This window comes from Sporosarcina sp. P34 (genome assembly GCF_002743375.1).
In the GTDB taxonomy this organism is placed as follows: Bacteria; Bacillota; Bacilli; order Bacillales_A; family Planococcaceae; genus Sporosarcina.
In genome coordinates this window covers 372964-395225 of the sequence record NZ_PDZC01000001.1, presented here as the reverse complement: position 1 = coordinate 395225, position 22262 = coordinate 372964, and the positions used below count along the sequence as shown (strand labels likewise).

Annotated in this window: 26 protein-coding genes; 1 reads left to right on the top strand and 25 read right to left on the bottom strand. The window is 42.1% G+C overall.

The annotated features are described in order from the left end of the window. Positions 1-210 precede the first annotated feature (210 nt). Genes CSV63_RS01995 through CSV63_RS01975 form a run of 5 tightly spaced genes read right to left on the bottom strand, consistent with a single transcriptional unit; the run spans position 211 to position 4619 of the window. A complete protein-coding gene (locus tag CSV63_RS01995) occupies positions 211-1194 on the bottom strand; it encodes a biotin--[acetyl-CoA-carboxylase] ligase (protein ID WP_099694307.1) in 984 nt (327 codons plus the stop codon). Further along, on the bottom strand, positions 1172-2341 hold the full coding sequence (locus CSV63_RS01990) for a CCA tRNA nucleotidyltransferase (RefSeq protein ID WP_099694306.1): 1170 nt from the start codon (positions 2339-2341) through the stop codon (positions 1172-1174). The genes CSV63_RS01995 and CSV63_RS01990 overlap by 23 nt, the downstream gene beginning before the upstream one ends. Beyond that, a complete protein-coding gene (gene bshA, locus CSV63_RS01985; protein ID WP_099694305.1) occupies positions 2338-3477 on the bottom strand; it encodes an N-acetyl-alpha-D-glucosaminyl L-malate synthase BshA in 1140 nt (379 codons plus the stop codon). Before bshA ends, CSV63_RS01990 begins: the two co-directional genes overlap by 4 nt. Positions 3478-3502: 25 nt before the next feature. After that, entirely contained in the window at positions 3503-4303 is an 801-nt protein-coding gene (dapB, locus tag CSV63_RS01980) for a 4-hydroxy-tetrahydrodipicolinate reductase (RefSeq protein ID WP_099694304.1), read from the bottom strand. Beyond that, positions 4293-4619: a nucleotide pyrophosphohydrolase gene (locus tag CSV63_RS01975; protein WP_099694634.1), complete on the bottom strand. Its 327-nt coding sequence runs from the start codon at positions 4617-4619 to the stop codon at positions 4293-4295. Before CSV63_RS01975 ends, dapB begins: the two co-directional genes overlap by 11 nt. A gap of 192 nt (positions 4620-4811) precedes the next feature. On the opposite strand from CSV63_RS01975, the gene CSV63_RS01970 reads away from it, so the two are divergent. Next, complete coding sequence (locus CSV63_RS01970; RefSeq protein WP_099694303.1) at positions 4812-5684, top strand: YitT family protein; 873 nt, start codon at positions 4812-4814, stop codon at positions 5682-5684. A gap of 38 nt (positions 5685-5722) precedes the next feature. On the opposite strand, the gene CSV63_RS01965 is transcribed toward CSV63_RS01970, so the two are convergent. The 20 genes from CSV63_RS01965 to mtrB form a co-directional block, all read right to left on the bottom strand. Then, the gene (locus CSV63_RS01965; RefSeq protein ID WP_369823771.1) at positions 5723-6391 is read right to left on the bottom strand and encodes a zinc metallopeptidase; all 669 of its coding nucleotides are present in this window, start codon (positions 6389-6391) and stop codon (positions 5723-5725) included. Positions 6392-6456: 65 nt separating this feature from the next. After that, positions 6457-7062, bottom strand: a complete 606-nt coding sequence (gene lhaT / locus CSV63_RS01960; RefSeq protein WP_369823770.1) for a lipoprotein heptaprenylglyceryl N-acetyltransferase LhaT — start codon at positions 7060-7062, stop codon at positions 6457-6459. 96 nt (positions 7063-7158) lie between these two features. Continuing rightward, positions 7159-7926 (bottom strand): menaquinol-cytochrome c reductase cytochrome b/c subunit, encoded by a 768-nt coding sequence (locus CSV63_RS01955; RefSeq protein WP_099694300.1) that lies wholly within the window; start codon positions 7924-7926, stop codon positions 7159-7161. A gap of 51 nt (positions 7927-7977) precedes the next feature. Further along, entirely contained in the window at positions 7978-8652 is a 675-nt protein-coding gene (gene qcrB, locus CSV63_RS01950; protein ID WP_099694299.1) for a menaquinol-cytochrome c reductase cytochrome b subunit, read from the bottom strand. Positions 8653-8674: 22 nt separating this feature from the next. After that, a complete protein-coding gene (locus tag CSV63_RS01945) occupies positions 8675-9178 on the bottom strand; it encodes a QcrA and Rieske domain-containing protein (RefSeq protein WP_099694298.1) in 504 nt (167 codons plus the stop codon). 318 nt (positions 9179-9496) lie between these two features. Beyond that, positions 9497-9946, bottom strand: coding sequence for a DUF2487 family protein (locus CSV63_RS01940; protein ID WP_158233886.1), 450 nt, complete (start codon positions 9944-9946; stop codon positions 9497-9499). A gap of 85 nt (positions 9947-10031) precedes the next feature. Next, positions 10032-10592 carry a ReoY family proteolytic degradation factor gene (locus CSV63_RS01935; RefSeq protein WP_099694296.1) on the bottom strand — a complete coding sequence of 187 codons (561 nt, stop codon included), beginning with the start codon at positions 10590-10592 and terminating at the stop codon, positions 10032-10034. 1 nt (position 10593) lies between these two features. Further along, on the bottom strand, positions 10594-11856 hold the full coding sequence (locus CSV63_RS01930) for a tetratricopeptide repeat protein (protein ID WP_099694295.1): 1263 nt from the start codon (positions 11854-11856) through the stop codon (positions 10594-10596). 27 nt (positions 11857-11883) lie between these two features. Continuing rightward, a complete protein-coding gene (gene aroA / locus CSV63_RS01925; protein ID WP_099694294.1) occupies positions 11884-13179 on the bottom strand; it encodes a 3-phosphoshikimate 1-carboxyvinyltransferase in 1296 nt (431 codons plus the stop codon). Between the two features lie 15 nt (positions 13180-13194). Continuing rightward, positions 13195-14307: a prephenate dehydrogenase gene (locus CSV63_RS01920; protein WP_099694293.1), complete on the bottom strand. Its 1113-nt coding sequence runs from the start codon at positions 14305-14307 to the stop codon at positions 13195-13197. A 12-nt stretch (positions 14308-14319) separates the two neighbouring features. Further along, positions 14320-15411, bottom strand: coding sequence for a histidinol-phosphate transaminase (gene hisC / locus CSV63_RS01915; protein ID WP_099694292.1), 1092 nt, complete (start codon positions 15409-15411; stop codon positions 14320-14322). Positions 15412-15435: 24 nt separating this feature from the next. Continuing rightward, positions 15436-15801, bottom strand: coding sequence for a chorismate mutase (aroH, locus tag CSV63_RS01910; protein WP_099694291.1), 366 nt, complete (start codon positions 15799-15801; stop codon positions 15436-15438). Further along, positions 15798-16904, bottom strand: coding sequence for a 3-dehydroquinate synthase (gene aroB, locus CSV63_RS01905; protein ID WP_099694290.1), 1107 nt, complete (start codon positions 16902-16904; stop codon positions 15798-15800). Before aroB ends, aroH begins: the two co-directional genes overlap by 4 nt. Position 16905: 1 nt before the next feature. Further along, positions 16906-18087 carry a chorismate synthase gene (gene aroC / locus CSV63_RS01900; protein WP_099694289.1) on the bottom strand — a complete coding sequence of 394 codons (1182 nt, stop codon included), beginning with the start codon at positions 18085-18087 and terminating at the stop codon, positions 16906-16908. A gap of 26 nt (positions 18088-18113) precedes the next feature. After that, positions 18114-18884: a CheR family methyltransferase gene (locus tag CSV63_RS01895; protein WP_099694288.1), complete on the bottom strand. Its 771-nt coding sequence runs from the start codon at positions 18882-18884 to the stop codon at positions 18114-18116. 115 nt (positions 18885-18999) lie between these two features. Next, positions 19000-19446, bottom strand: a complete 447-nt coding sequence (gene ndk, locus CSV63_RS01890; protein WP_099631561.1) for a nucleoside-diphosphate kinase — start codon at positions 19444-19446, stop codon at positions 19000-19002. 90 nt (positions 19447-19536) lie between these two features. After that, positions 19537-20511, bottom strand: coding sequence for a polyprenyl synthetase family protein (locus tag CSV63_RS01885; RefSeq protein ID WP_099694633.1), 975 nt, complete (start codon positions 20509-20511; stop codon positions 19537-19539). Between the two features lie 26 nt (positions 20512-20537). Beyond that, complete coding sequence (locus tag CSV63_RS01880; protein WP_099694287.1) at positions 20538-21233, bottom strand: demethylmenaquinone methyltransferase; 696 nt, start codon at positions 21231-21233, stop codon at positions 20538-20540. Positions 21234-21269: 36 nt separating this feature from the next. Continuing rightward, positions 21270-22016: a heptaprenyl diphosphate synthase component 1 gene (locus CSV63_RS01875; protein ID WP_099694286.1), complete on the bottom strand. Its 747-nt coding sequence runs from the start codon at positions 22014-22016 to the stop codon at positions 21270-21272. Then, the gene (gene mtrB / locus CSV63_RS01870; RefSeq protein WP_029053045.1) at positions 22013-22234 is read right to left on the bottom strand and encodes a trp RNA-binding attenuation protein MtrB; all 222 of its coding nucleotides are present in this window, start codon (positions 22232-22234) and stop codon (positions 22013-22015) included. Before mtrB ends, CSV63_RS01875 begins: the two co-directional genes overlap by 4 nt. Positions 22235-22262 lie beyond the last annotated feature (28 nt).

The window sequence follows — 22262 nt, the reverse complement described above, 5'->3', positions numbered from 1 at the left end:
GTTTGGTAGGCAAAAAAACCAAAATTAAAACCCTACTGATCCAAATATGGACAGAAGGGTTGCGTAAGCGTTTGATCATGCTTCCTCCGTCCCTGTCTAAATAGATCAAGGCAGATTTCTTATATAATTCATTTGCCAAACTGGTGCAGCTCCAAAATCGATACCGCCCTATGCGTACACTATATCAAAACAGTAAGATTCTGTATAGTTTTAATTCTTAACTTCGATATCTGCAGAATAAATTCCACGCACCGTGCCGTTTGCCAATTGAAGTTCTAGCATGCCATCATGGGAAATACCAAGTGCAATACCTTCAACCGTTTCATGAACCATATTCGCTTTGATTTTCTTACCCGTTATCGCAGCATAGCTCTCCCATAAAATTTTAATCGGTGCGAATCCTTTTTCTACATATAAGTCTGTATATTGCTCCAGGTACTTTAGAATGGTTGCCACTAATTGTGCACGATCAATCATTTCTCCTTTTTCAATGCGTAATGAAGTCGCAATCATTTGCAATTCTTCCGGAAAATCAGCTAGCTGCTGATTGGCGTTAATTCCCATCCCTAAAATAATGGCTTTGACACGGTCAGGATCGGCCTGAAGCTCTGTTAGGATACCTGTGACTTTTTTTCCATTGATTAATATATCATTTGGCCACTTAATAACCGGTTGAATATCCGTCACTTCTTCAATTGCACGAACGATAGCCACCGCTGCAACGAGTGTCAGTTGCGGCGCTTGTTGAGGTGGCAAATCAGGCCGAATGATCAAACTCATCCAAATACCGCGATTGGCTTTTGATGTCCAAGGCCTTGCCAAACGCCCTTTACCCGCCGTCTGCTCTTCTGAAATAATTAATGTGCCATCTTCTGCTCCATTTTGCGCATCCTCATGTGCGATTGTCTGTGTAGTGGGCACTGTTGTGAAATATTTAATGTTTCGACCGTAGCGTTCTGTCGTTAAATATTCTGTGATATTCCCTTGGTTAACCAAATCGGGTGCTTCGATTAAATAATAGCCTTTTTTACGTTGTGACCCGATTTCGTAGCCCTCTTCCTCAAGTTCTTTAATATATTTCCAGATTGCTGTGCGCGAAAGACCGAACTCATCGGCAATATCTTGGCCTGATATAGGCTCACCTTGTGCAGCAAATAGTCGTTTCAATAATTCACTTTTCACGGGAGATTTCATTTATAAACCATTCCTTTATCGCCTGTGCGTCATTTTCAATTTGTCCGTAGACAACTGCTCGTTCAATTTTCATAATCCAATCACTTGTCCATTTCCCACCATTTTTCCCAGACCATTTTACTAAATCTTTCCCAGTGAATGATAGGTCTGTGCGTTGCAGAATCGGTAGTTGTTGTTTATACTCTTCAATTTGCTGTTTGCTTACAATAAAATCCTCATGATTTACGTTAAAGACCTTTCCCACTACTTCTAGTATATCGGTTGGAAAGCTATAGAAATCCCATAGATCAAACGCTCGTTGTGTGCGTATCGCATAGGCATCTTCAAATTGTTTCAAGAAGCGTTTTTCCTTATTGGATAATTTGAAGAGCCGGGCCAGGTCTGTTGCGTTCATATCCGTTATAGCAAGCATCGCAGCAAAGCCATGAAGCGCGTCAAGAAATGGTGTATAGCGATCCAGTGATTCAAACGCTATAAATAATTCGGGATAAAGTTCCGGCAATCCAATTTCACATCCGTAATGAAAAGCTTGTGAAGGATTTTGACCTTGAAACAGTTTATCCATTTCTGTTTTGATCCGTTCAATCGCAACACCGTGCAATGAAGGAGCCAGTGTTCTCATCGCATGTAATGTTTCCAATTCTATAGTAAAGTCCAATACGGACGAAAAACGCAGAGCACGGAAAATTCGCAGTGGATCTTCTTGAAAGCGTTCTTCAGGCTTTCCAACAGCACGGATGGTTTTTCGCTTCATATCTTCAAGTCCATCAAATAAATCGATGAGTTCCCCGTCTACTGTCATAGCGAGCGCATTGATTGTAAAATCACGATGTTGCAAGTCTTCTCGCAACGTTGTTACATAGACGGAATCACTCGTTGTAGTTTCTGAGCGGTATGTCGTCACTTCAATAGGCTCTCCATGCATCAGCACAAGAATCGTACCGTGTTCAATGCCCACATCAATTGTACGTCTAAACACTTCTTTGACTTGAGACGGTGTAGCGGAAGTTGTAATGTCAATATCTAGTGGTTTTTTACCAAGCTCGGCATCACGTACTGCACCACCGACAAAGACAGCTTCATAACCTGCTGCCTGCAATTCTTTAATTACTTGCCGACTTGCTGCTGAACCGAAAGAAATGGTCATTTCATCGCCGCCACTTCATAATATAAATCCTCATATTGCGCTACAATTGATTCGGAACTGAATTCTTCCTGCACTGTGCGCAAAGCATTGCTTTTCATTTGTTGATGCAAGTTGGAATCACTTAGCAACTGTGTCAGACGATCAGCAACGGCTTGTACATCTCCTAGTTCTACTAAGAATCCGTTGACACCGTCTTGAACCACTTCCGGAATGCCACCGATCGCATTTGCTACAGCGGGCACACCACAAGCAAAAGCCTCAAGCAGCACGAGACCGAATGCTTCTTTCTCTGAAAGCAACAACATCGCTTCACTAATAGACAATAATTCGGGCAGATCGTTACGCTTACCTAAGAAGAAAATATCGTCTTGCAATCCATGGGTCTTAACGAATTCTTCCAAATAAAATTTCTCTGGACCTTCACCCACTAACAGCAATTTCGCTTTATGTTGCTTATCAAGCAAACGGAAGCTTTCAATAATATCCGGAATGCGCTTCACTTTTCGAAAGTTGGATATGTGGATAAGAACTTTTTCATCGGACGCAATACCAAGTTCTTCCCGAAGATGTTTCACTTCACGTGGATAATACTTTTCTTCATCAATGAAATTATAAATCGTTTGTATTTCTGTCGTTGGCTGCAGCAACTCGATCGTTTCATTGCGCAATGAACGAGATACAGCGGTCACACGGTCGGACTTATTCATACCATACGACAATGTGTTTTTTAACGCAGGGTCGTGACCGAGAATCGTCACATCGGTGCCATGTAGGGTCGTGATGATGCCAATAGATGATTGCGCCATATCTTTCGCCAAAATAGCAGAAATCGCGTGTGGTACGGCGTAGTGAACATGAAGCAAATCCAGCTGTTCCGATTCTATGACTTGCGCAATGCGATTGGCAAGGGCAATGTCGTATGGAGGATATTTAAAAACTGCATACCCTTCAATCGTCACTTCATGAAAATGGATATTCGGATGGATATCTAAAAACCGAAACGGTCTACTTGATGTAATATAATGCATCTCATGCCCTTTAGCAGCCATTTTGAGTCCTAACTCCGTCGCCACTACACCTGAACCACCGAGAGATGGATAACAAATGACACCTACTTTTAATTTTCTTTGTTGCATACGTTAACCGCCTCACCGCAAAAATTTAATCTATAATTTTTTCAAGCCCATAAATGAATCGTGGAGTTGAAACTGCTTCACGAATCGAAAGTAATATACCCGGCATAAAGGACTTCCGGTCGAAAGAGTCGTGACGGATCTTGAGCAATTCCCCTTCACCGCCAAGTAATACTTCTTGATGTGCGAGTAATCCCGGTAAACGAATACTGTGAATCTTCATTCCTTCGATATCGGCACCACGTGCACCTGTAAGCTTCTCTTGTTCTTCTGGATGGCCTTGGATATGTGCTGCACGTACTTCACGGATCATCTCTGCCGTTTTCACAGCTGTTCCGGACGGTGCATCCAATTTTCGATCATGGTGCATTTCAAGTATTTCAACATCTCCTAAGTAACGGGCAGCTTGTTGAGCAAATTTCATCATGAGAACAGCACCAATCGAGAAGTTCGGTGCGATAATACAGCTTTTTTGCTGTTCATTAGACAAACTTTCTAAGTCTTTGAGCATTTCAGCCGTCAATCCAGATGTTCCAATTACTACATCCATGCCTAGTGACAATGCTTTACTTGCGTTTGAAAATACTGCATCGGGATCTGTGACATCGAGTAATACATCAGGATGGTGCGTAGCATGCAACGCTTCAAGCGATGTGAAGATCGGTATTCCACCTTCAGCATCCGATACTGTTCCATTATGTAAATATTCCCCATCATGTTTATAATCGAGTACTGCTACAATCTCTATATCCGCCGCTTCCGTTCCTGCGACTATAGCAGTCCCACCCATTCTTCCACGTGCACCTGCTATTGCTAATTTAATCATCATTCTTTTCCTCCTTTTTGGTCCAGCGATCTTTATCTCTTGTGTTGAATTTTGTCAATACGGTATCTAGCGCTTCGGATAAATCGATTTGTTGAGAGTTAGCAAAACAAATTAAGACGAATAATAGATCGCCCGTTTCTTCCTCCAACGTTCGGATGGCTTCAGTAGACTTTTTCTTCTTCATCCCGTAGCGATCCTGTACTTCACGGGATAATTCCCCCAACTCTTCCGTCAGTCGTGCGATGAGTTCCATTGGAGGAAAGTATCCTTCTTTAAAACCTGTTATGTATGTATCAACATCTCGTTGCAATTGTTCCATCGTTTTAGTCAACGCTATCAACTCCCCTTCCTATCGTATGCATTCTTCTGGCTATTGTCAAAATATAATATTTAGCACATACTATGAATAGTGGACGTATCACTAAATGATTATAAGTGCGTACGTAGGACAAGCTACATAAACAAGAAGTTCGATTACATCCAGAATCAATTAACAGGAGGAGTGGTGTGTTTGTTCGCTGGAATTCGTGTACGGAATATTTTATTGATTATGTTAGGTGCAGCGCTATTTAGTTTTGGACTCGTGAACTTTACGATTCAGCATGAACTTGCAGAAGGTGGATTTACCGGAATTACATTAATTCTACTGTTTGCTTTCAACTGGGATCCTGCTTTACTAAACTTATTACTGAATATCCCTATGTTTTTAATTGGCTGGAAAATGCTTGGCAGGCGTTCCTTCATCTATACTGTCATCGGTACGGTGGCAGTGTCGATTTTTATTAAAGTGTTCATGCAGTATCAAGTGAATATCCATATGGAAGGTGATCTGTTCCTAGTCGCGCTATTTGCTGGTGTATTCATCGGTGTAGGACTAGGTATTATATTTAGAAGCGGTGGTACGACAGGCGGCTCCGATATCATAGCAAGACTCGTACATAAAAAATATGGAATTACGATGGGTAAAACAATGTTTGTGTTCGATGCTGCTATCATTTTGTTATCATGGGCTGTCTATTTAGATTACCGCTCGATGATGTATACATTGGTTGCGCTTTTCGTTGGAGCACGCGTCATTGATTTCGTGCAAGAAGGAGCGTACTCCGCGAGAGGTGCATTCATTGTAACGAACTTCCCGGATGAAATCGCTACGAACATAGCAAATTCCATGGAGAGAGGCGTGACGGTGTTCAAAGGTTACGGTCATTTTTCAAAAGAAAACCGTGAAATACTCTACTGCGTGGTCGGGAAAAATGAAATGATTCGTTTGAAAAACCTCATCACTGCTGTAGATCCCGAAGCATTCGTCTCCATGATGGAAGTACATGATGTAATGGGTGAAGGATTTACATTGGATGAACAAAAAAGGCCAATCAGTGATTAAAAAAATCCTTCTGCTATAGCAGAAGGATTTTGTATTTATTAGTCACGGTTGGTAAAGATTAAAATCAAACGAACTAGCTCCAGTACAGCTACTGCAGTTGCAGCAACATATGTCATCGCGGCTGCGCTCAGTACTTTTTTCGCTTGTGGTTCTTCTTCATTACGGATGATGCCAAGTTGCACGATTTGATCCATCGCACGTGATGATGCATTAAACTCTACTGGCAATGTAACAATTTGGAATAGCACCCCAACTGCCATCAACAGAATTCCGATACCTAGCAAAGAGTTCATGCTAGAGAAAATAATCCCAATCATGATGAATACCCAGGATGCGTTTGAAGTCAAACTTGCGACTGGCGCCAATCTGTGGCGGAAACGTAAGAATGAGTAAGCCTCTTTGTCTTGAATAGCGTGACCGACTTCGTGCGCTGCTACTGCAGTACCTGCTACAGATGATTCGTGATAGTTACTTGTCGATAGTGCCACGATCTTTGTCAATGGATTATAATGATCCGTTAAGAATCCTTGGCTTTCCACAACTTTTACATCATGTAAACCATTTTGATCCAGAATAAGTCTCGCTACTTGAGCACCCGTCATTCCAGAAGTAGAACGAATCTTTGAATACTTTTTATATGTGCTTTTCACTTTAAATTGCGCATAGATAGGAAGCAATAAAATGATACCAAAGTAAATCCAGAACACGTCTATCTCTCCCCTTTCTCTCTGCCTTAATTTTATAATGTTTACGTGCTTACTGCAACTATTAACTACGCTTTCAATACTTGTATGTCCAGTCTCGACTTATAATTCCACATAGCCAAAGCAATACAAGCTATGGATAACCAAAATGTGAAATAGCCAATTTGAGGACTAAATTGCGAAAGGTCGTGATAAATTGGCATTTGTCCGAAGACATAGTCGATTACATCATTATGAAGTGTCCAAATAGCCGCAATGGCAATATGCCAAGCTGTAAATTTATATTTGGGAGAGTATAAGATGCCTTGCAATGCCATTGCGAAATGGGAGCCTATCAACATCCAACCTACCCAACCAATTGAACCGGTTACAACGAGCGTCAACACATTCATAATGACCGCCCATAAGCCATACTTTACTAAAGTGATGAATGCGAGTGCTTCCATCAATTTGAAGTTTCGATTCAGTAGCCAGCCTATTATAGCTATACAAAAGAACAAAGTAGCTGTAGGACTATCCGGTACGAAAATCCAGTATTTCGGTTCTGTGATTTCCAGTTGCCACATATACCAATCATATCCGTAGACCGAACCTACTATATTAATAAAAAGAAGAATCCATAAGAATGATTTATGGGAAAGGGTCATCCAGATTTGTGGCCATAACATTCGCAAAAACATCACCACTTCCATTGGAATATAGTAGTTTTATGTAAAGTTTAATGAAAGATCAATATATAAAAAAAAGAGTCAGTTTCCTGACTCTTTTTCTTACTTCGATTCTAGCTCAGCTATAAATTCAGCAAGTACTTGAAGATCTTCATCTGAACCTTCCCATGTGCCAGCAGGCATTGTACCTCGGCCATCATGAGCGATTTCAACAATTTCTTCAGCTGTCATACCTGTGTTAGTTAACGGTAATCCCAGTCCACCTTGGAATGAGTCACCATGACAACCAATACAGGAAGAGCCTTGATAAATCTCATACCCTTCAGCCGTTTCATCAAATTCTACTTCGTCCACAATAGCACCTTGAACTTTTGCTGCTTCCCAGTCGTGGTTTTCGACTGATTCCCAAGTCAAGTAGAAGATAGCTAAGAATGAAAGAATCATGAAGGCTGTTGGCAACGGACGTTTAAACGGACGTCTTTCCTTTGTTGTATCCATGAAAGGAACTAGCATTAATGCCATAAACGCCAATCCTGGAATGACGATCGCACCGATCACGTTATAAGGACCGGATGCGAATTCATATTTCAATAGCTGATACATGAATAGGAAATACCAGTCTGGTATCGGTATATACATTGTATCCGTCGGGTCCGCTTGACGCTCAAGCGGTGACGGGTGTGCGAGTGTAACGATTAGATAGCCGATTAAGAAAACTGCTCCAACCATCCACTCTTTCAATAGAAAGTTTGGCCAGAATGCCTCGGTTTTACCCGGATATTCTGAGTAATCTTTGGGTGTGTTCGACATCTTGCCTGAAGCCTTGATGCGCGAATCCCCGACAAATTTCATCCCTTTTCCGCGGTGCATGTTATTCCCTCCTTCTTAAATTTCAGATGACCCTAACCAAAAAATTGGTTCTTATAGTGGTCCGGAAATACCTTGTCTTCTGATCATGATAAAGTGTGCTGCGAGCAACCCAAGCAAAGCAGCCGGTAGGAAAAATACATGAATCGCGAAGAATCTCGTTAACGTCTGTGCACCTAGAATCGTGGAATCACCCGCGAGAAGAATTTTAATCTGCTCTCCGATGAAAGGTACTGACGCGGCAATCTCAATCCCAACTTTTGTTGCAAATAGAGCTTTCATATCCCAAGGTAATAGATATCCTGTGAAACCTAGACCTAGCATGACGCCAAAAATCATTACGCCGACGATCCAGTTCAATTCACGAGGCTTCTTATAAGACCCTGTAAAGAATACACGTAAAGTATGTAGGAACATCATTACGATAACTAACGAAGCTCCCCAGTGGTGCATCCCACGCACAAGTTCACCGAATGCAACATCGTTCTGAAGGTAGAAAACTGATTTCCATGCGTTTTCAATATCCGGTGTGTAATACATTGTCAGGAACATACCAGACAAGATTTGGATAACCGTTACGAAAAACGTCAAACCTCCGAAACAATAGATGAATGCAGAAAAATGATGTGCAGGGTTTACGTGCTCAGGTACTTCGTGGTCAGCGATATCTCGCCAAATTGGTGTGATATCTAACCGTTCATCCACCCAATCATAAATTTTATTTAACACTGCGGTCGTACCCCCTTACCCTTTAGACTAATGTGTTCGGTATTACTCCACCAAGATAGACAAATCCGTCGATGATTTCAACTTCAAACTCATCAAGCGGTCCAAGTGGCGGTGATCCTGGAATGTTGGCACCATTTTTCTTATAACGTCCAGCGTGACATGGGCAGAAAAATTCGTTTTTATGCTCGTCGCCTTCCCAGTTTACTGTACACCCTAAGTGTTTACAGACCGGTGAAAGTGCTATGACTTTGTCGCCTTCTTTGTAGACCCAAGCCGTATTAGACTCGTCAGAAGTATACCATCCATCTTGTCGATCTTTGATTGTATAGTCGACACGAACTGGTACTTCCGAGAGATCAGCTTCTTTTTGCGGTGTTGGAATCATGTCGGAACCGCCGGCACTAGCCAGAACGGGATCAATTGCGAAACGAATCATCGGCATCAGCATTGCAGAGGCCATGAACCCACCAGTTCCCATTAATGTATAGCTTAGGAACGTGCGTCTTGACACTTTATTGCTCATCAGTAATTTCCCTCCTCTTACTCCAAAGTCAGTCCCACGGACATTCTTTTGCTAATTGTAATACTAGGACATATCTATGATATATCAATATGAAACTAAATTCAATAATGCTTTTAGTAGGTACTTAAGTTTGTGGACAAATATTAAGATTTGGTGACAAACGGCAATCAACCTTTAAATACGTCCCGATTAGTGCTTGTACTCTTCTGAGGACGGTGTTTAGGTATGACTGTACTGATAATGACACTAAAATTCATTTAGTTCAAGTTCTATATCAAAAGAGCGTGACAATCCTGAACTCTGTCTTCACTATTTATCACCCTACTGCACATTCCAACTCTCCATAAAGTGTGTCAGTACTTGACGTAGCTGATCCTCCATGATGGTCTGTCGAAGATGGTTGTCCATCGTCTCGAGCGGAATGGACGGAAGCCAGACGACCTTACCTTCTACCGCCACGCTCGTCCACTTAGAATCCGTGGTAAGATAGAAGACATGCGTAAAGGAAGACTTCTTCAAATCTTGTGATAACGTGTTCGCCATTTGTTGCAAGTCTGTTGACTGCGTGTATGAAACGGGCGGTAAGAACATCATACGTCCTTTAAATTGCTTCTCTATGAACATAGATAGATTCATTAAAAACTCAGAAGAGGATGCACTGTTTTTCATCATTTCAGGCCGTGTGTCTATCGTTATTAAAGGTACTACGACGGTATCAATATATTCTTTTTGAGTTATATATGTATCCATATCTTTTGGAACCCAGTTCATTGTCATTCCTCCTTATATTACTCAGTAAAGTTTAGCTTATATTTTTCCACAACGCAAACCAATGATTCCACCGCGGAGGGCGAAATCATTGGCTGATGTCTTTATCTTTTTTCATCTCGTTCAACATAGCTGTCAAGCTAATGAACAGCTCACGGTCGCCGTTGTCCAGCGCTTCGTCGATTCTCTTCAATAACATGTCATTGGTCGTTAACGTGAAACTTTCTTCCAATAGCTTTTCAGCTATTTGTTGGTCTTTCTTTTTCTTCAGCAGATCCTCCGGCAGATACGGATTCTCTTCCGCCACACTTGCATACTCAGGACATTTGTTGCTGTTTTTGAAATTCAGTTGGATGAACATATCCTCGTCTGGATGCAGTCTAAGGTCGTGAAATGACTTTTCCGCATCAGCCGTCATCAAATTTCCCTTGTAGAAGCGAAACGGAATACTATCCACCTCTGTTGTGGAAATAATCATGGCGCGTGGACAGTGATGTGCCTCATTTGTAAAATGAACATTCATTAATAAATGTTCGTTGCTGAGAAGATAATTTAAAATCCATACACATTCCCGGCGCTTTAATCGATAGCGCTTTAAAAACCACCTTAAAAATTCTTTTTTAGCAGCTACAGGAACCACGGCCTTCATCCTATCCCTCCTCTTCAGATTGCGCGATGTATGCGATCCATTCCTCATCATGCGGAGCGATTCTTACTAGCTGCTGAATTACTGGTAACGCTTCATCGCGCTTACCTTCCTCCAGCAAGAATCGTGCATATTGATCTAAGAAAGCAGCATCCTCGTTCATCCCATCATATGCTTTGAAATACATTTCATACGCTTTTTCGTAATCTTCTGTACGTTCATAGGCATATGCAAGGAAAGCATGAAGTAAAGGGATTTCTAATTGATCGACTTCAGAGTACGTCAGCAGATCAATTAACGCTTCGTCATCTTCCTGATTTTCATATACTGAAGCAAGTGTGACAATTGCATCAATATACTCCGGATCTAAAACGAGAGCTTCTTTTAAGTGCTCTTCTGCCTGTTCTGGCATTTGCAGTTTCAACGCAGATTTCCCTGCGGCCAGCTGCAACTCTTTATCGAACTCATCTCGTTCAATACCTTTTTTAAAAAACTCCAACGCTTTTTCATCTTCATTTTGTTGCGCGTAGCTTTGACCTGCAAGCATATAAGCGGAGAAATAATCTGGATCCATTTCTAGCAACTGCTCAAGACGTGTGACCGCTTCCGAGTAACGAGCAGTTTGATAGTAAGCCAACCCTAATCCAAACAACTCTTCAGGATTTACTTCCTTGTCCAGTAATGCCTCGTAGAACGGAATGGCTTCCTCGTACGCAGCACCTGCACTGTATGCTTCTGCAAGTCGCGAAGATAGACGAACGCCTGCGATCTCTTCAGTTGTCTCATTAAGCTTCCCGTAAATTCTCACAGCCTCACTGTATCTACCTGACTCCAATAGAAGTTCTGCTTGCGCAAGTTGGATTACCGGTTCATGCGGGGCCAATGTTGCGGCTTCACGCACTTTAGATAATGCCGTTTCGGCAAGTCCGAGCATTTGATAATAATCCGCTTGTGCAAGCAATGCTTGGACATACTCTTCTTCGTCTGGCGAGACGTCCGTCAGTAATAGTAAGGCTTCATCCTCTTCACCAAGTTCAAGTAAAGCCGCAGCGCGATCTATTTTCAACTGCGCTTCATCAGGGAATACGAGCAACAACTGAGAAAAAATATCGTCAGCTTGTCTGACGAATCCATATTCGATCAATAGATTTGCGACATTGTATAATGTGTCATACTCATTGGTAGCTTGCAGTTTCTGTATTTCATCATGAAGTACATCTAAATCTCCATTCAGTACTGTTTGCTCCAATTCCTGCAATATCTTCATTTTTTCACCCGAGCTTTCTACTCTACTTTATTGATTAACTAGCTGCGAAAGATCTTCGAAAAAGCGCGGATAGGAAATCGCGATACAAGATGGGTTATCAATCTGAACAGGACTTGATGTAATCAATCCCGCTACCGCTGCCATCATGCCTAGACGATGATCACCGTAGGATTGAAGTGTGGCACCTGTGAGTGGTGTCGGACCATGAATAATCATACCGTCCGACGTAGTCTCAATATCCGCTCCGAGCTTCCGTAATTCCGTAGCAACTGCCTCAATACGGTCCGTCTCTTTGACACGAAGTTCTTCAGCATTTTTTATAATGGTTTTTCCATCTGCCTGTGTTGCTAATAAAGCAAGTACAGGAAGTTCATCGATTAATCTTGGAATCAAATCACCACCGATTTCAGTTCCTCGCAGGCGCGAATGCTTAATTCGTACAGTGCCATAACGCTCACCCGAAAAGCCTTTTTCATCTGATAGTTCGATTTCCACGCCCATCGCTTCTAGTACATCTAGTATACCTGTACGAGTAGGGTTCAATCCAACTTTTAGGAACGATACATCACTGTTTTCAACCAATGCCGTGGCTACCATGAAAAAAGCCGCAGAAGAGATGTCTCCTGGTACGACGACATCAGTCCCTGTTAGTTGTTGCCCACCTTCGATCCGGATTACTTTGTCTTGTTGTTCCAGCTTCGCACCAAATTGTACTAACATACGTTCCGTGTGATCCCGCGATACAGTAATTTCTGTAACAGACGTAGTCCCCTTGGCTTGAAGACCTGCAAGTAATACAGCAGACTTTACTTGCGCGCTAGCAACTGGCATCAAATAATCGATTGCCTGCAATGTTTTACCAGTAATTGTAAGTGGTAAGTAATCCGCTGATCCTTTGCTTTTGATATCTGCACCCATTTGCTCCAAAGGATTCGTCACACGTTTCATCGGACGCTTAGATAAATATTGATCTCCACACATTTCAGACGTCACGGAAGAACCGGATAAAATACCTAGCATTAAGCGCGCAGTCGTTCCTGAGTTACCCGCGTCAAGTGCTCCAACTGGCGTCTGCCACTCCGCGATGCCAGGACTTTCAATCGTCACAGAAGTTCCGTTGCGCGTAATCTTTACGCCAAGCTGTTTGAACATTTCAATTGTGCTCAGACAATCTTCACCATCCAAAAAACCACTGATCGTAGTTTTGCCTTTTGCAATTGAACCCAACATCACCGCGCGGTGGGAAATTGATTTATCTCCAGGTACTTGTAAAGCACCGCGAAGAACTGGCTTTTCGAATGAAACCGTTTGTTGTTCTGACATTACGCTCTCCTCCTCTTAAAGTACATGCATAGAATAGTCCGTTTTTGCTGTCAATACTTGACGAGCTTTCCTGCGTTCAGCAGCTGATTGGAAGCTGACAACTAAAATGCCGTACACATCGGTACGGGTTTCCACAATACGTATATTGGTCAAACTAATATTGGCATCTGCTAGAATTTTCGTGATCTCGGAAATGATACCCGGATGATCTGGTATGTCGATGTGTAGATCAAATGTCATGTATAGCGCACCTTGAACTGCGCCTTCATTTGTAGAAGGAAGTTGATCGCGATACGTTTTCGCCTGAGCAAAGAAATCGAAAATACGCTCAGGATTATTGTCTTCTAGCATAACGCGAATTGTATTCATTTCATCGAGCCAACCGTCTACTTGTGACAACAACTCTTCCCGATTTTGAATTGTAATATCACGCCACATGACAGGATCTGCCGAAGCGATACGTGTTAAATCACGGAAACCCCCTGCAGCTAATTTTTTCACGAATGGTTGTTGTGCTTCCTGTGCAGCTAAGCGGCCGACTAATGAAGAGGCTACAATATGTGGGAAATGACTGATGATAGCTGTCATACGATCATGTTCTTCCGCTTGCAGAACAATCAATTTCGCTTTGGTGGAGGAAAGCAATTTCTCTATATCATCGATTTGTTTTTCCGTCGTTGTGTCATTCGGTGTCAGGATGTAATAGGCGTTCTCAAAGAGATGTTCCATCGCAGCGGATACACCACTTTTATGGGATCCCGCCATTGGATGGCCACCTATAAAGGTGATTCCTCTTTCTTGTAAGATCTTCGCGGCATCCATAATCGGCTTTTTCGTACTCCCTGTATCGGAGACGATTACATGTTCTTTGAAGTCCCAGTCTTGTGCTTCTTTAAAGAGAGCAACCGTTGTATTGACGGGCGTCGCAAAAACAACAAAGTCAGCCTGTTCACAGGCTGATTTTGCAGAAGGTGCGACCGTGTCAATGATTCCTCTTCGAAATGCTTCATCAGCAGTTGCATAGGAGCGGTCAAAACCTACAATATGAATTTCTGGATTTCGTTTTAATGCTAGACCTAGTGATCCACCGATCAATCCGAGTCCAATTATAGCTACTGTTGTTTTCATTGTCATCTATCCTTATTGGTTAATTAATAGTTGATCGAATGCTTTTAAGAAGCCCGTATTTTGTTCATGCGTTCCAATTGTTACGCGAACGAATCCTGGTGTGCCTAGCAGATTTCCGCTACGAACAATATATCCATTTTGCATGAAAATCTCGCATGCAGCATCCGCGTCTAGAGGGACGGCGATTAATACAAAATTCGTTTCTGACGGATAGATGGCCAATGCGTGCTGTTGCGCATAGTCTACATATCGTTTTCGTTCTTCGGCATTTTTCGTAACACAATCTTGGAGGAATCGCTGATCCGCAAGAGCAACTTCCGCTACTGCTAATGCAAGCGAGCTGTTGTTGAATGGGTTCCGCACTTTATTAAGCTCAGATACTATATCCGCGTTAGCAACGCCATAACCGATGCGGAAACTTGCCAGTCCGTATGCTTTAGAGAACGTACGCAGTACAATCAAGTTTTCATAGTCATGAATCCACGTCATAGCGTCGTGTTGTGTCGGATCTGTAACAAAATCAAAGTATGCTTCATCAAGAACAACAAGTGCCGTTTTAGGTACCCGATCCAAGAACTTTTTAATGGAGTCACTTGACAACAGATTACCTGTTGGATTATTCGGATTACACACCCAAATGACAGCCGTTTCTTCATCAGCGGCTTTTAAAAAGCCTTCTAAATCATGATCACCATTTTCAAGCATAGCCACTTCACGAATTTCGGCACCTTCTATTTTTGCATTATGTGCGTATTGTGGGAATGTAGTAGAAGCCATTACCGTATTCGTTCCTGTTTGCAGTAAGGCGCGGGAAATGATGGAAACAATTTCATCTGAGCCATTCCCGAAAATAATTTCATTTGGATCGATTTGATGGAATTCTGCCAGTTTCCCCCGTAATCCTGCGGTGTAAGAATCTGGATACATTTCAAATTGAGCTGCCTTTGAACGTAAATATTCTGCGACTTCAGGTGATGAACCATAAGGGTTTTCATTTGAAGCGAGCTTATGTACTTCTTGCAGGCCGTATGTACGTTTTACTTCCGCTAATGAACGACCGGGTGTATAAGGTTTCATCGTGCGTAATATTGGTTTCCACTTCATTAGATCGCTCCCCTTCACGTTGTATTATTTTTGTAAATCAGGTCGTAATTGAACTGCATTATTTTGATAGATATGTTGAATTTCCTCTTGTTTTTTGGAAGTATTGACGTTCATCATGACGCGTATACACTTACGCATAGAGCCAGGCACATCAATTTCATGTGTACACATGACCGGTACATAAGTCCACCCTTCAATCGAACGGATCGCTTTTGCGGGGAATGCCGCTTTGACATCCACTGTAGTTGAAACAATTACAGAACCGATATCTTCCGGTTTGAATTGATTCGCCTCCGCCATTTCGAGTACAAGAGATTCTGTCGCTTGTAACACTTCGAATGCATCATCATTTTCAACTGTTGTCGCACCCCTAATTCCCCTAACACTCATACGATTCCCTCGCTTTTCAATTTTACTTTAAATTCCTCAAATGCAGTCTGACACTCTTCTGAACTAATTTCTTTCACAAAAGGTTCACCGATTTTTTGTAATAAAACGAAATTCATCTTACCAAATGAAGCTTTCTTATCCTTTTGCATATAGGATAACAACTCTTCGAAACTATAAGAGAATACTGGCTTAAATGTATAGCCATTGTTGTTAGCAAAATGAAGATAGCGATTCGTGAATCCTTCAGGGATATTACCATATTTCTCACTTAGCAAGAAGGCATACCCCATACCAATCATGACACACTCTCCATGGCTGAGGCTGCCGAATCCAGAAGCCGCTTCCACTGCATGTCCCAATGTATGACCGAAGTTTAAAAACTTACGCGTGGAATTCTCAAACTCATCTTCTCCAACGATATCCGCTTTTACCTTGATGCCACGAAGTAATTCCTTTTCAAGCCACTTTATAGAAGGTGTAGAAAACTGTTCTTGTTCCAGTAATTGCTCCGTCCATAATGGATCCGAAATAAAGGCATGCTTGACCAATTCCGCCAAACCTGAACGCATTTCGGACGCAGGTAACGTGTTGAATACATCAGTATCAAACAATACGGCTGAGGGTTGATGAAATGACCCCACCATATTTTTTCCTTCCGGCATATTGATGGCTGTTTTCCCACCGACTGCACTGTCATGCGCAAGTACAGTGGTCGGGCATTGGATGAAGCGAATACCACGCATAAATGTAGCGGCTACAAAACCTGTTAAATCCCCACATGCCCCTCCGCCAAATGCGATAAGGAGGGAATTTCGCGTAAATCCTTCAGTCAATAAGAAAGACTGACAATCCACGTAAACTTCTGGCATTTTACACTTCTCGCCGCCAGGTACGATTTTCACCGATACCTCGCGACCAGATCGTAGTAAAGCTTCTTGCAATAAAGGGAGATGAAATTCTGCCACACGAGCATCGGCAATAATTCCAATTTTATCTGTCGTACTTAGCAATTCTGCATAGTCAGTCGAAAATAATTCATAAGTATTCGAACCTACATAGACATCGTATTGGTGATCTCGGACGGAAACAGTTAACTTATCCATCTTAAAACTCCTTTACATATTGTCTGTATTGTTCAATATCCTTCTGTAAGGCGTCCATTGTATCCGAACGGAATTCTTCCATAATTGCTTTAGCCATCTCTGTTGCGATGACATGTTCAGCTACTACAGATGCAGCAGGAACGGCACAAGGATCGGAACGTTCAATCGTTGCTACGAAAGATTCCTTTGTATCAATATCTACGCTTTCTAGTGGCTTGTAAAGTGTTGGAATTGGTTTCATTACACCGCGGACTACGATCGGCATACCTGTTGTCATTCCACCTTCCAGTCCACCTAAACGATTGGATTTCCGGTAATATCCTCGCTCTTTATTCCAGCTAATTTCATCATGCACTTCACTGCCTGGCATTTTTGCCATATCGAACCCTAGACCGACTTCAACACCCTTGAAAGCATTGATGCTCATCATAGCACCTGCAAGCTTGCCATCCATTTTGCGATCGAATTGTACATAACTACCGATTCCTGGAGGACATCCTTCAATGATGACTTCCACTACGCCCCCTAGTGTATCACCGCGCTTTTTAATATCGTCTATGGCTTCGGTCATTTTGACAGACGCTTCTTTGTCCGCACAATATACTGCATCTTCTTCTACGATAGCGCGTAGTTCTTCAATGGAAAGATCAGCATAGGTAGCAGAATCTGTTTCGATGCCACCAATTTCCGTAACATGCGCTACAGTTTCAATCCCAAGCTGACGCAAAAATTGTTTTGCTACCGCCCCGATTGCTACACGCATCGTCGTTTCACGTGCCGATGAACGTTCCAACACATTTCGCAAGTCACGATGGCCATATTTCATGCCGCCGACTAGATCCGCATGTCCGGGACGAGGGCGTGTGATTTGGCGTTTTACATCTTCTGGCTTCACGTCTTCCGGAAGGGGTTCTACGCCCATGATACCTGTCCAGTGTTTCCAATCATCGTTCACCACCGTTAGCGTAACGGGTGAGCCAATTGTTTTACCATGGCGTACACCTGATGAGATTTCTACCCGATCCTTCTCTATTTGCATTCTACGTCCTCTACCATGTCCACCTTGTCTTCTCTTCAATTCTTTATTGATCATCTCAGCAGTTAGCTCCATCTGTGCAGGTAATCCTTCAATGATGGCAGTAAGCTGTGGACCATGGGATTCACCAGCTGTAATAAAGCGCATATTCCATTCCTCCGTAACGTGGTTTATTATTTTTTTCTATAAAAGAATGTATCTACTGATTCAAAATTATATTTTTCAGGATTGAATATTTGTTCTGTACTTCCAACGAACAACACACCACCTGGTTTAAGTGCTTTGGAGAAGTTGGTATAAATCTGATCTTTCGCTTCTTCTGTGAAATAAATCATCACATTACGGCAGACGATCAAGTCGTAGTTCGTATCATAGCGATCTTCCAGCAAGTTTTGCTGTTTGAATGTAACAGTCTTCTTGATATCTTCTACTACTTGATAAGAAGCACCTTCTTTTATAAAGAATTTATCGACGATCGGTTTTGGCACTTCTTTTATTGCACGATCATTGTATAAACCAACTTTGGCACGATTCAATACGCCCACATCTAAGTCTGTTGCATAAATAGAAATATCACGCAAAGGAAGATAGGATGATAGAACCATTGCAAGCGAATAAGGCTCTTCTCCGGTAGAACAAGCCGCGCTCCAAATTTTCAATCGTTTATTTTTCTCCAATAATTGAGGGAAAATTTTCTTCTCTAAGACCTCCCAACGCAAGGCGTTGCGGTAAAATTCTGACACATTAATCGTCATGCGGTCCAGGAATTCATCCAATAAGTCTTGATCCGTTTGAATAGCTAGAGAATAATCTTTAAAATTACGAAAACCTTTCTTTTCGTATAGAGAAGTGAGTCTCCTCTTCATCTGAGCTTCTTTGTACAAAGACAAATCGATCCCGGTTTTCTTCTTTACTCCTTGAATTAACATCGAATAATCAGACATTTAACAACCCCCTGTTGCCTCTTCTCTCTTATGTACGTTCTTAGTATAACGGAAAAAGTAGGTCATATGTATAAGAAAAACAGCCATGCGAAATTCGCTCGGCTGTTTTTGGCGATTAATTAATCCAGTTGTTCACTGTTTTGTCATAAGTCACAAGCTCTTCTTCTTTAAAGAATAAGTTGATCTCGCGGCTTGCTGACTCAGATGAGTCTGAACCATGAATAATATTCTTGCCTACTGTTACAGCAAAATCTCCACGAATAGTTCCAGGAGCTGATTCTTTTGGATTCGTTGCACCCATCATTAAGCGAGCAGTAGAGATAACGTTTTCGCCTTCCCATACCATTGCGAAAACTGGTCCAGATGTAATGAATTCTACAAGTTCTCCGAAGAATGGACGTTCTTTATGCTCTCCGTAATGTTGTTCAGCAAGTTCTTGAGAAATGTTCATTAATTTCCCACCAACTAATTGATATCCTTTGTCTTCGAAACGACCAACGATTTCACCTACAAGGTTACGTTGTACGCCGTCAGGCTTTACCATTAAAAATGTTCTTTCCATCTCTAAAACACTCCTTCGATCTTCTATAGGGATTATCCCTTTTAAATCGTACCATTGACGCCTTTTTCTTTCAACTATTAACAAACTCCGTCAATATTTTCGTTGGCCGATAAAATCAGCAATTTGAGTCAGTGCTTTCTTCGACTTACCATTGGGCAAATCTTCTAATTCCTTTAGTGCCTTGGTTAAGTACAGATCACTTACATGCTGTGCTTTTTCAATCGCACCACTTTGTCGAATATAGCGAAGCATCGATTGTCTATCGGACTCTTTCATCTTACCGGTAAACGCACGTTCCATGTAGGGCTTGAATTGTTCATCATCTTTTATGTATAAAACAGGTAATGTAATATGACCATTTAACAAGTCACTTCCTGCCGGCTTTCCAAGTTCCGCATCCGTTGACGTAATATCCAAAATATCGTCGATGATTTGAAATGCCATTCCAGTGAAATACCCATATCTCTTTAGTTTCCGTACAGTCTGAGCATCTGCATCTGCACTAAGTGCGCCAAGTTCACAACTAGAGGACAGCAGTAAAGCAGTCTTTCGCTTAATACGTTTTAAATAGTCGCGCAAACCTTGATCCGTTTGTTGTTGGAAATCAAACTGAATAATTTCCCCTTTGCATATTTCCAGCATGGTTTCAGCGAGAATCTGATGGATAGGTGCTTTTTCGATAGTACCGATAGATGTCAGCGCGCGCGAAAAGATGAAGTCCCCTGCATACATTGCCACTCGATTGTTCCACTTCGCTTTAACGGTTTGTAAACCTCGCCGCATATCAGAATCATCAATTACGTCATCGTGGACGAGTGATGCCATGTGGATTAATTCAAGGGATACCGCAATTTTCGCAGCGTTTTCTAGCGAATACGTTCCGAATTGAGCAGCCATTATCACGAAAATCGGCCGAATCCTTTTTCCACCGGCTTTCAATAAATGCAAGGAAGCTTGACGAACAATGGGAGAAGAGGATTGCACGGAACGCTCAAGCTCTTTTTCAATATAGGACATATCTTTGCGGAAATCCGTATAAAGCGACATCAACTTAATTTTTTCCAACCCCATTACCTTCTCCCGTGTATTCATTATTTGTAAGCGATATGACCTGCCGCCGCACCGCCACTGTAAGACTTATAGGATACTTCTTGATATCCTGCATCAACAAAGAGCTGTGCTAGCTCTTTCATGTCTGGGAAATCATTTGCTGATTCCTGTAGCCAAGAATATTCTTTATAGCTCTTTGCGAAAAGTTTACCAAATAGCGGCATAATATATTTGAAATAGAAGCGAAACCCTTGACGATAGACAGGTATTTTAGGTTGAGATGTTTCCAAACACACTGCCATTCCACCCGGCTTCAACACGCGTCGCATTTCTTTTAATACAGTCAAGTAATCGGGAACATTGCGTAGACCGAACCCGATCGTCACATAATCAAATGAATTGTCTGGAAAAGGAAGTGACATTGCGTTACCTTGAACTAACGTAAGGTTCGGGTAAGGGGCTACTTTGTCTCTACCCGAATCCAGCATATTGGCACTGAAGTCCAAACCGATAACTTCACCAGTAGGGCCTGCAGCTTGGGCCAATGCGATCGTCCAATCTGCAGTACCACAGCAAACGTCAAGTGCTTTAGCGCCTGGCTGTACATTCATGCGTGCCATGATATCACTCCGCCATTTAATATGTTGATTGAAACTGATCACGGAATTCATTTTATCATAGTCTGTCGAAATTTTTTCAAAGACGTCATGAACTCTTTCTTCTTTTGAGACCGCCACAGTTTGTCCCTTCTTTCTTCACTTCAGTTTTCTTTCTCATAGTTTCGTCATTTTCTGCAACTCTGCTAGCACTTCAGTATGTAAATAAGAGCTGTTCTTTAATCTGTTGTTCAGCTGTAGTTGTAATTGATCGATCCAATCTTCTGTATCATTCGTATTCGGCACTAGATGCGGAAATTTCATCCGATTCAAGTCACGCTCTGTGCTGTCGAGCAGCCAAACGAGTGGAAAGACTGTTTCTACGATATGTGTGTAGTGACTAAAGCCGAATGCCTCGAAGAATTTCACAATACATGCACTTTCCACTTCAGAAATTAACTGCAACCGATCTTCAAGAGTGGAGGGCGGTGCTTGAAACAATGTCGTTTTGCATTCATTTATCCTGCCGACGGCCAATGACAAAGAACGAATGAGATGGAAGTTTGGAATTGACGCCAATAGCTTATAGTGGATACCGCTGAAGTGATCGCCCGCAAGAACCATCAATTGCTGTTCTTTGGATGAAGCATCTACGATATCGATTTGATCATGGACATCAAAAGCCGTATGGATGGCACCAATCGCTAGCGCTGCAGTTTGCATCTCATCTGTCCACTGCTCACCGTTAAGTAAAGGCAGCAGGAGCAACGAAGCTTTTCGCCTGTCAATCGGAGCATGCCCCGCATCTCGTTCGACCACTGGCTGATAAATTGCCCGTCGCAAATGGTGTATGTAATTGTCGACTTGGTCAGTGAATCCTTTTGTTTCCATCAATAAGCTCCATTCCCGTAAGGATACGGTCATTCTTTTTCTTCACTCGCAATTACGCCGTGGGCTGTATGAATTTCAGCTTCCCCCCGAATCTTAATAGCGGAGGTATGCTCGGTAAACTGCGCGATCATGACTTCTCCTCTATCCAGCTTTTCGGTATGGTGAAACTTGGTGTCATTGCCTCTCGTGAGTCCAATGACATTCACTCCATCTTTTTTCGCTTTGATAATCAGATAATCTGGTTGTGTCATTTTCGCATCTCCAGTCTATATATAATTC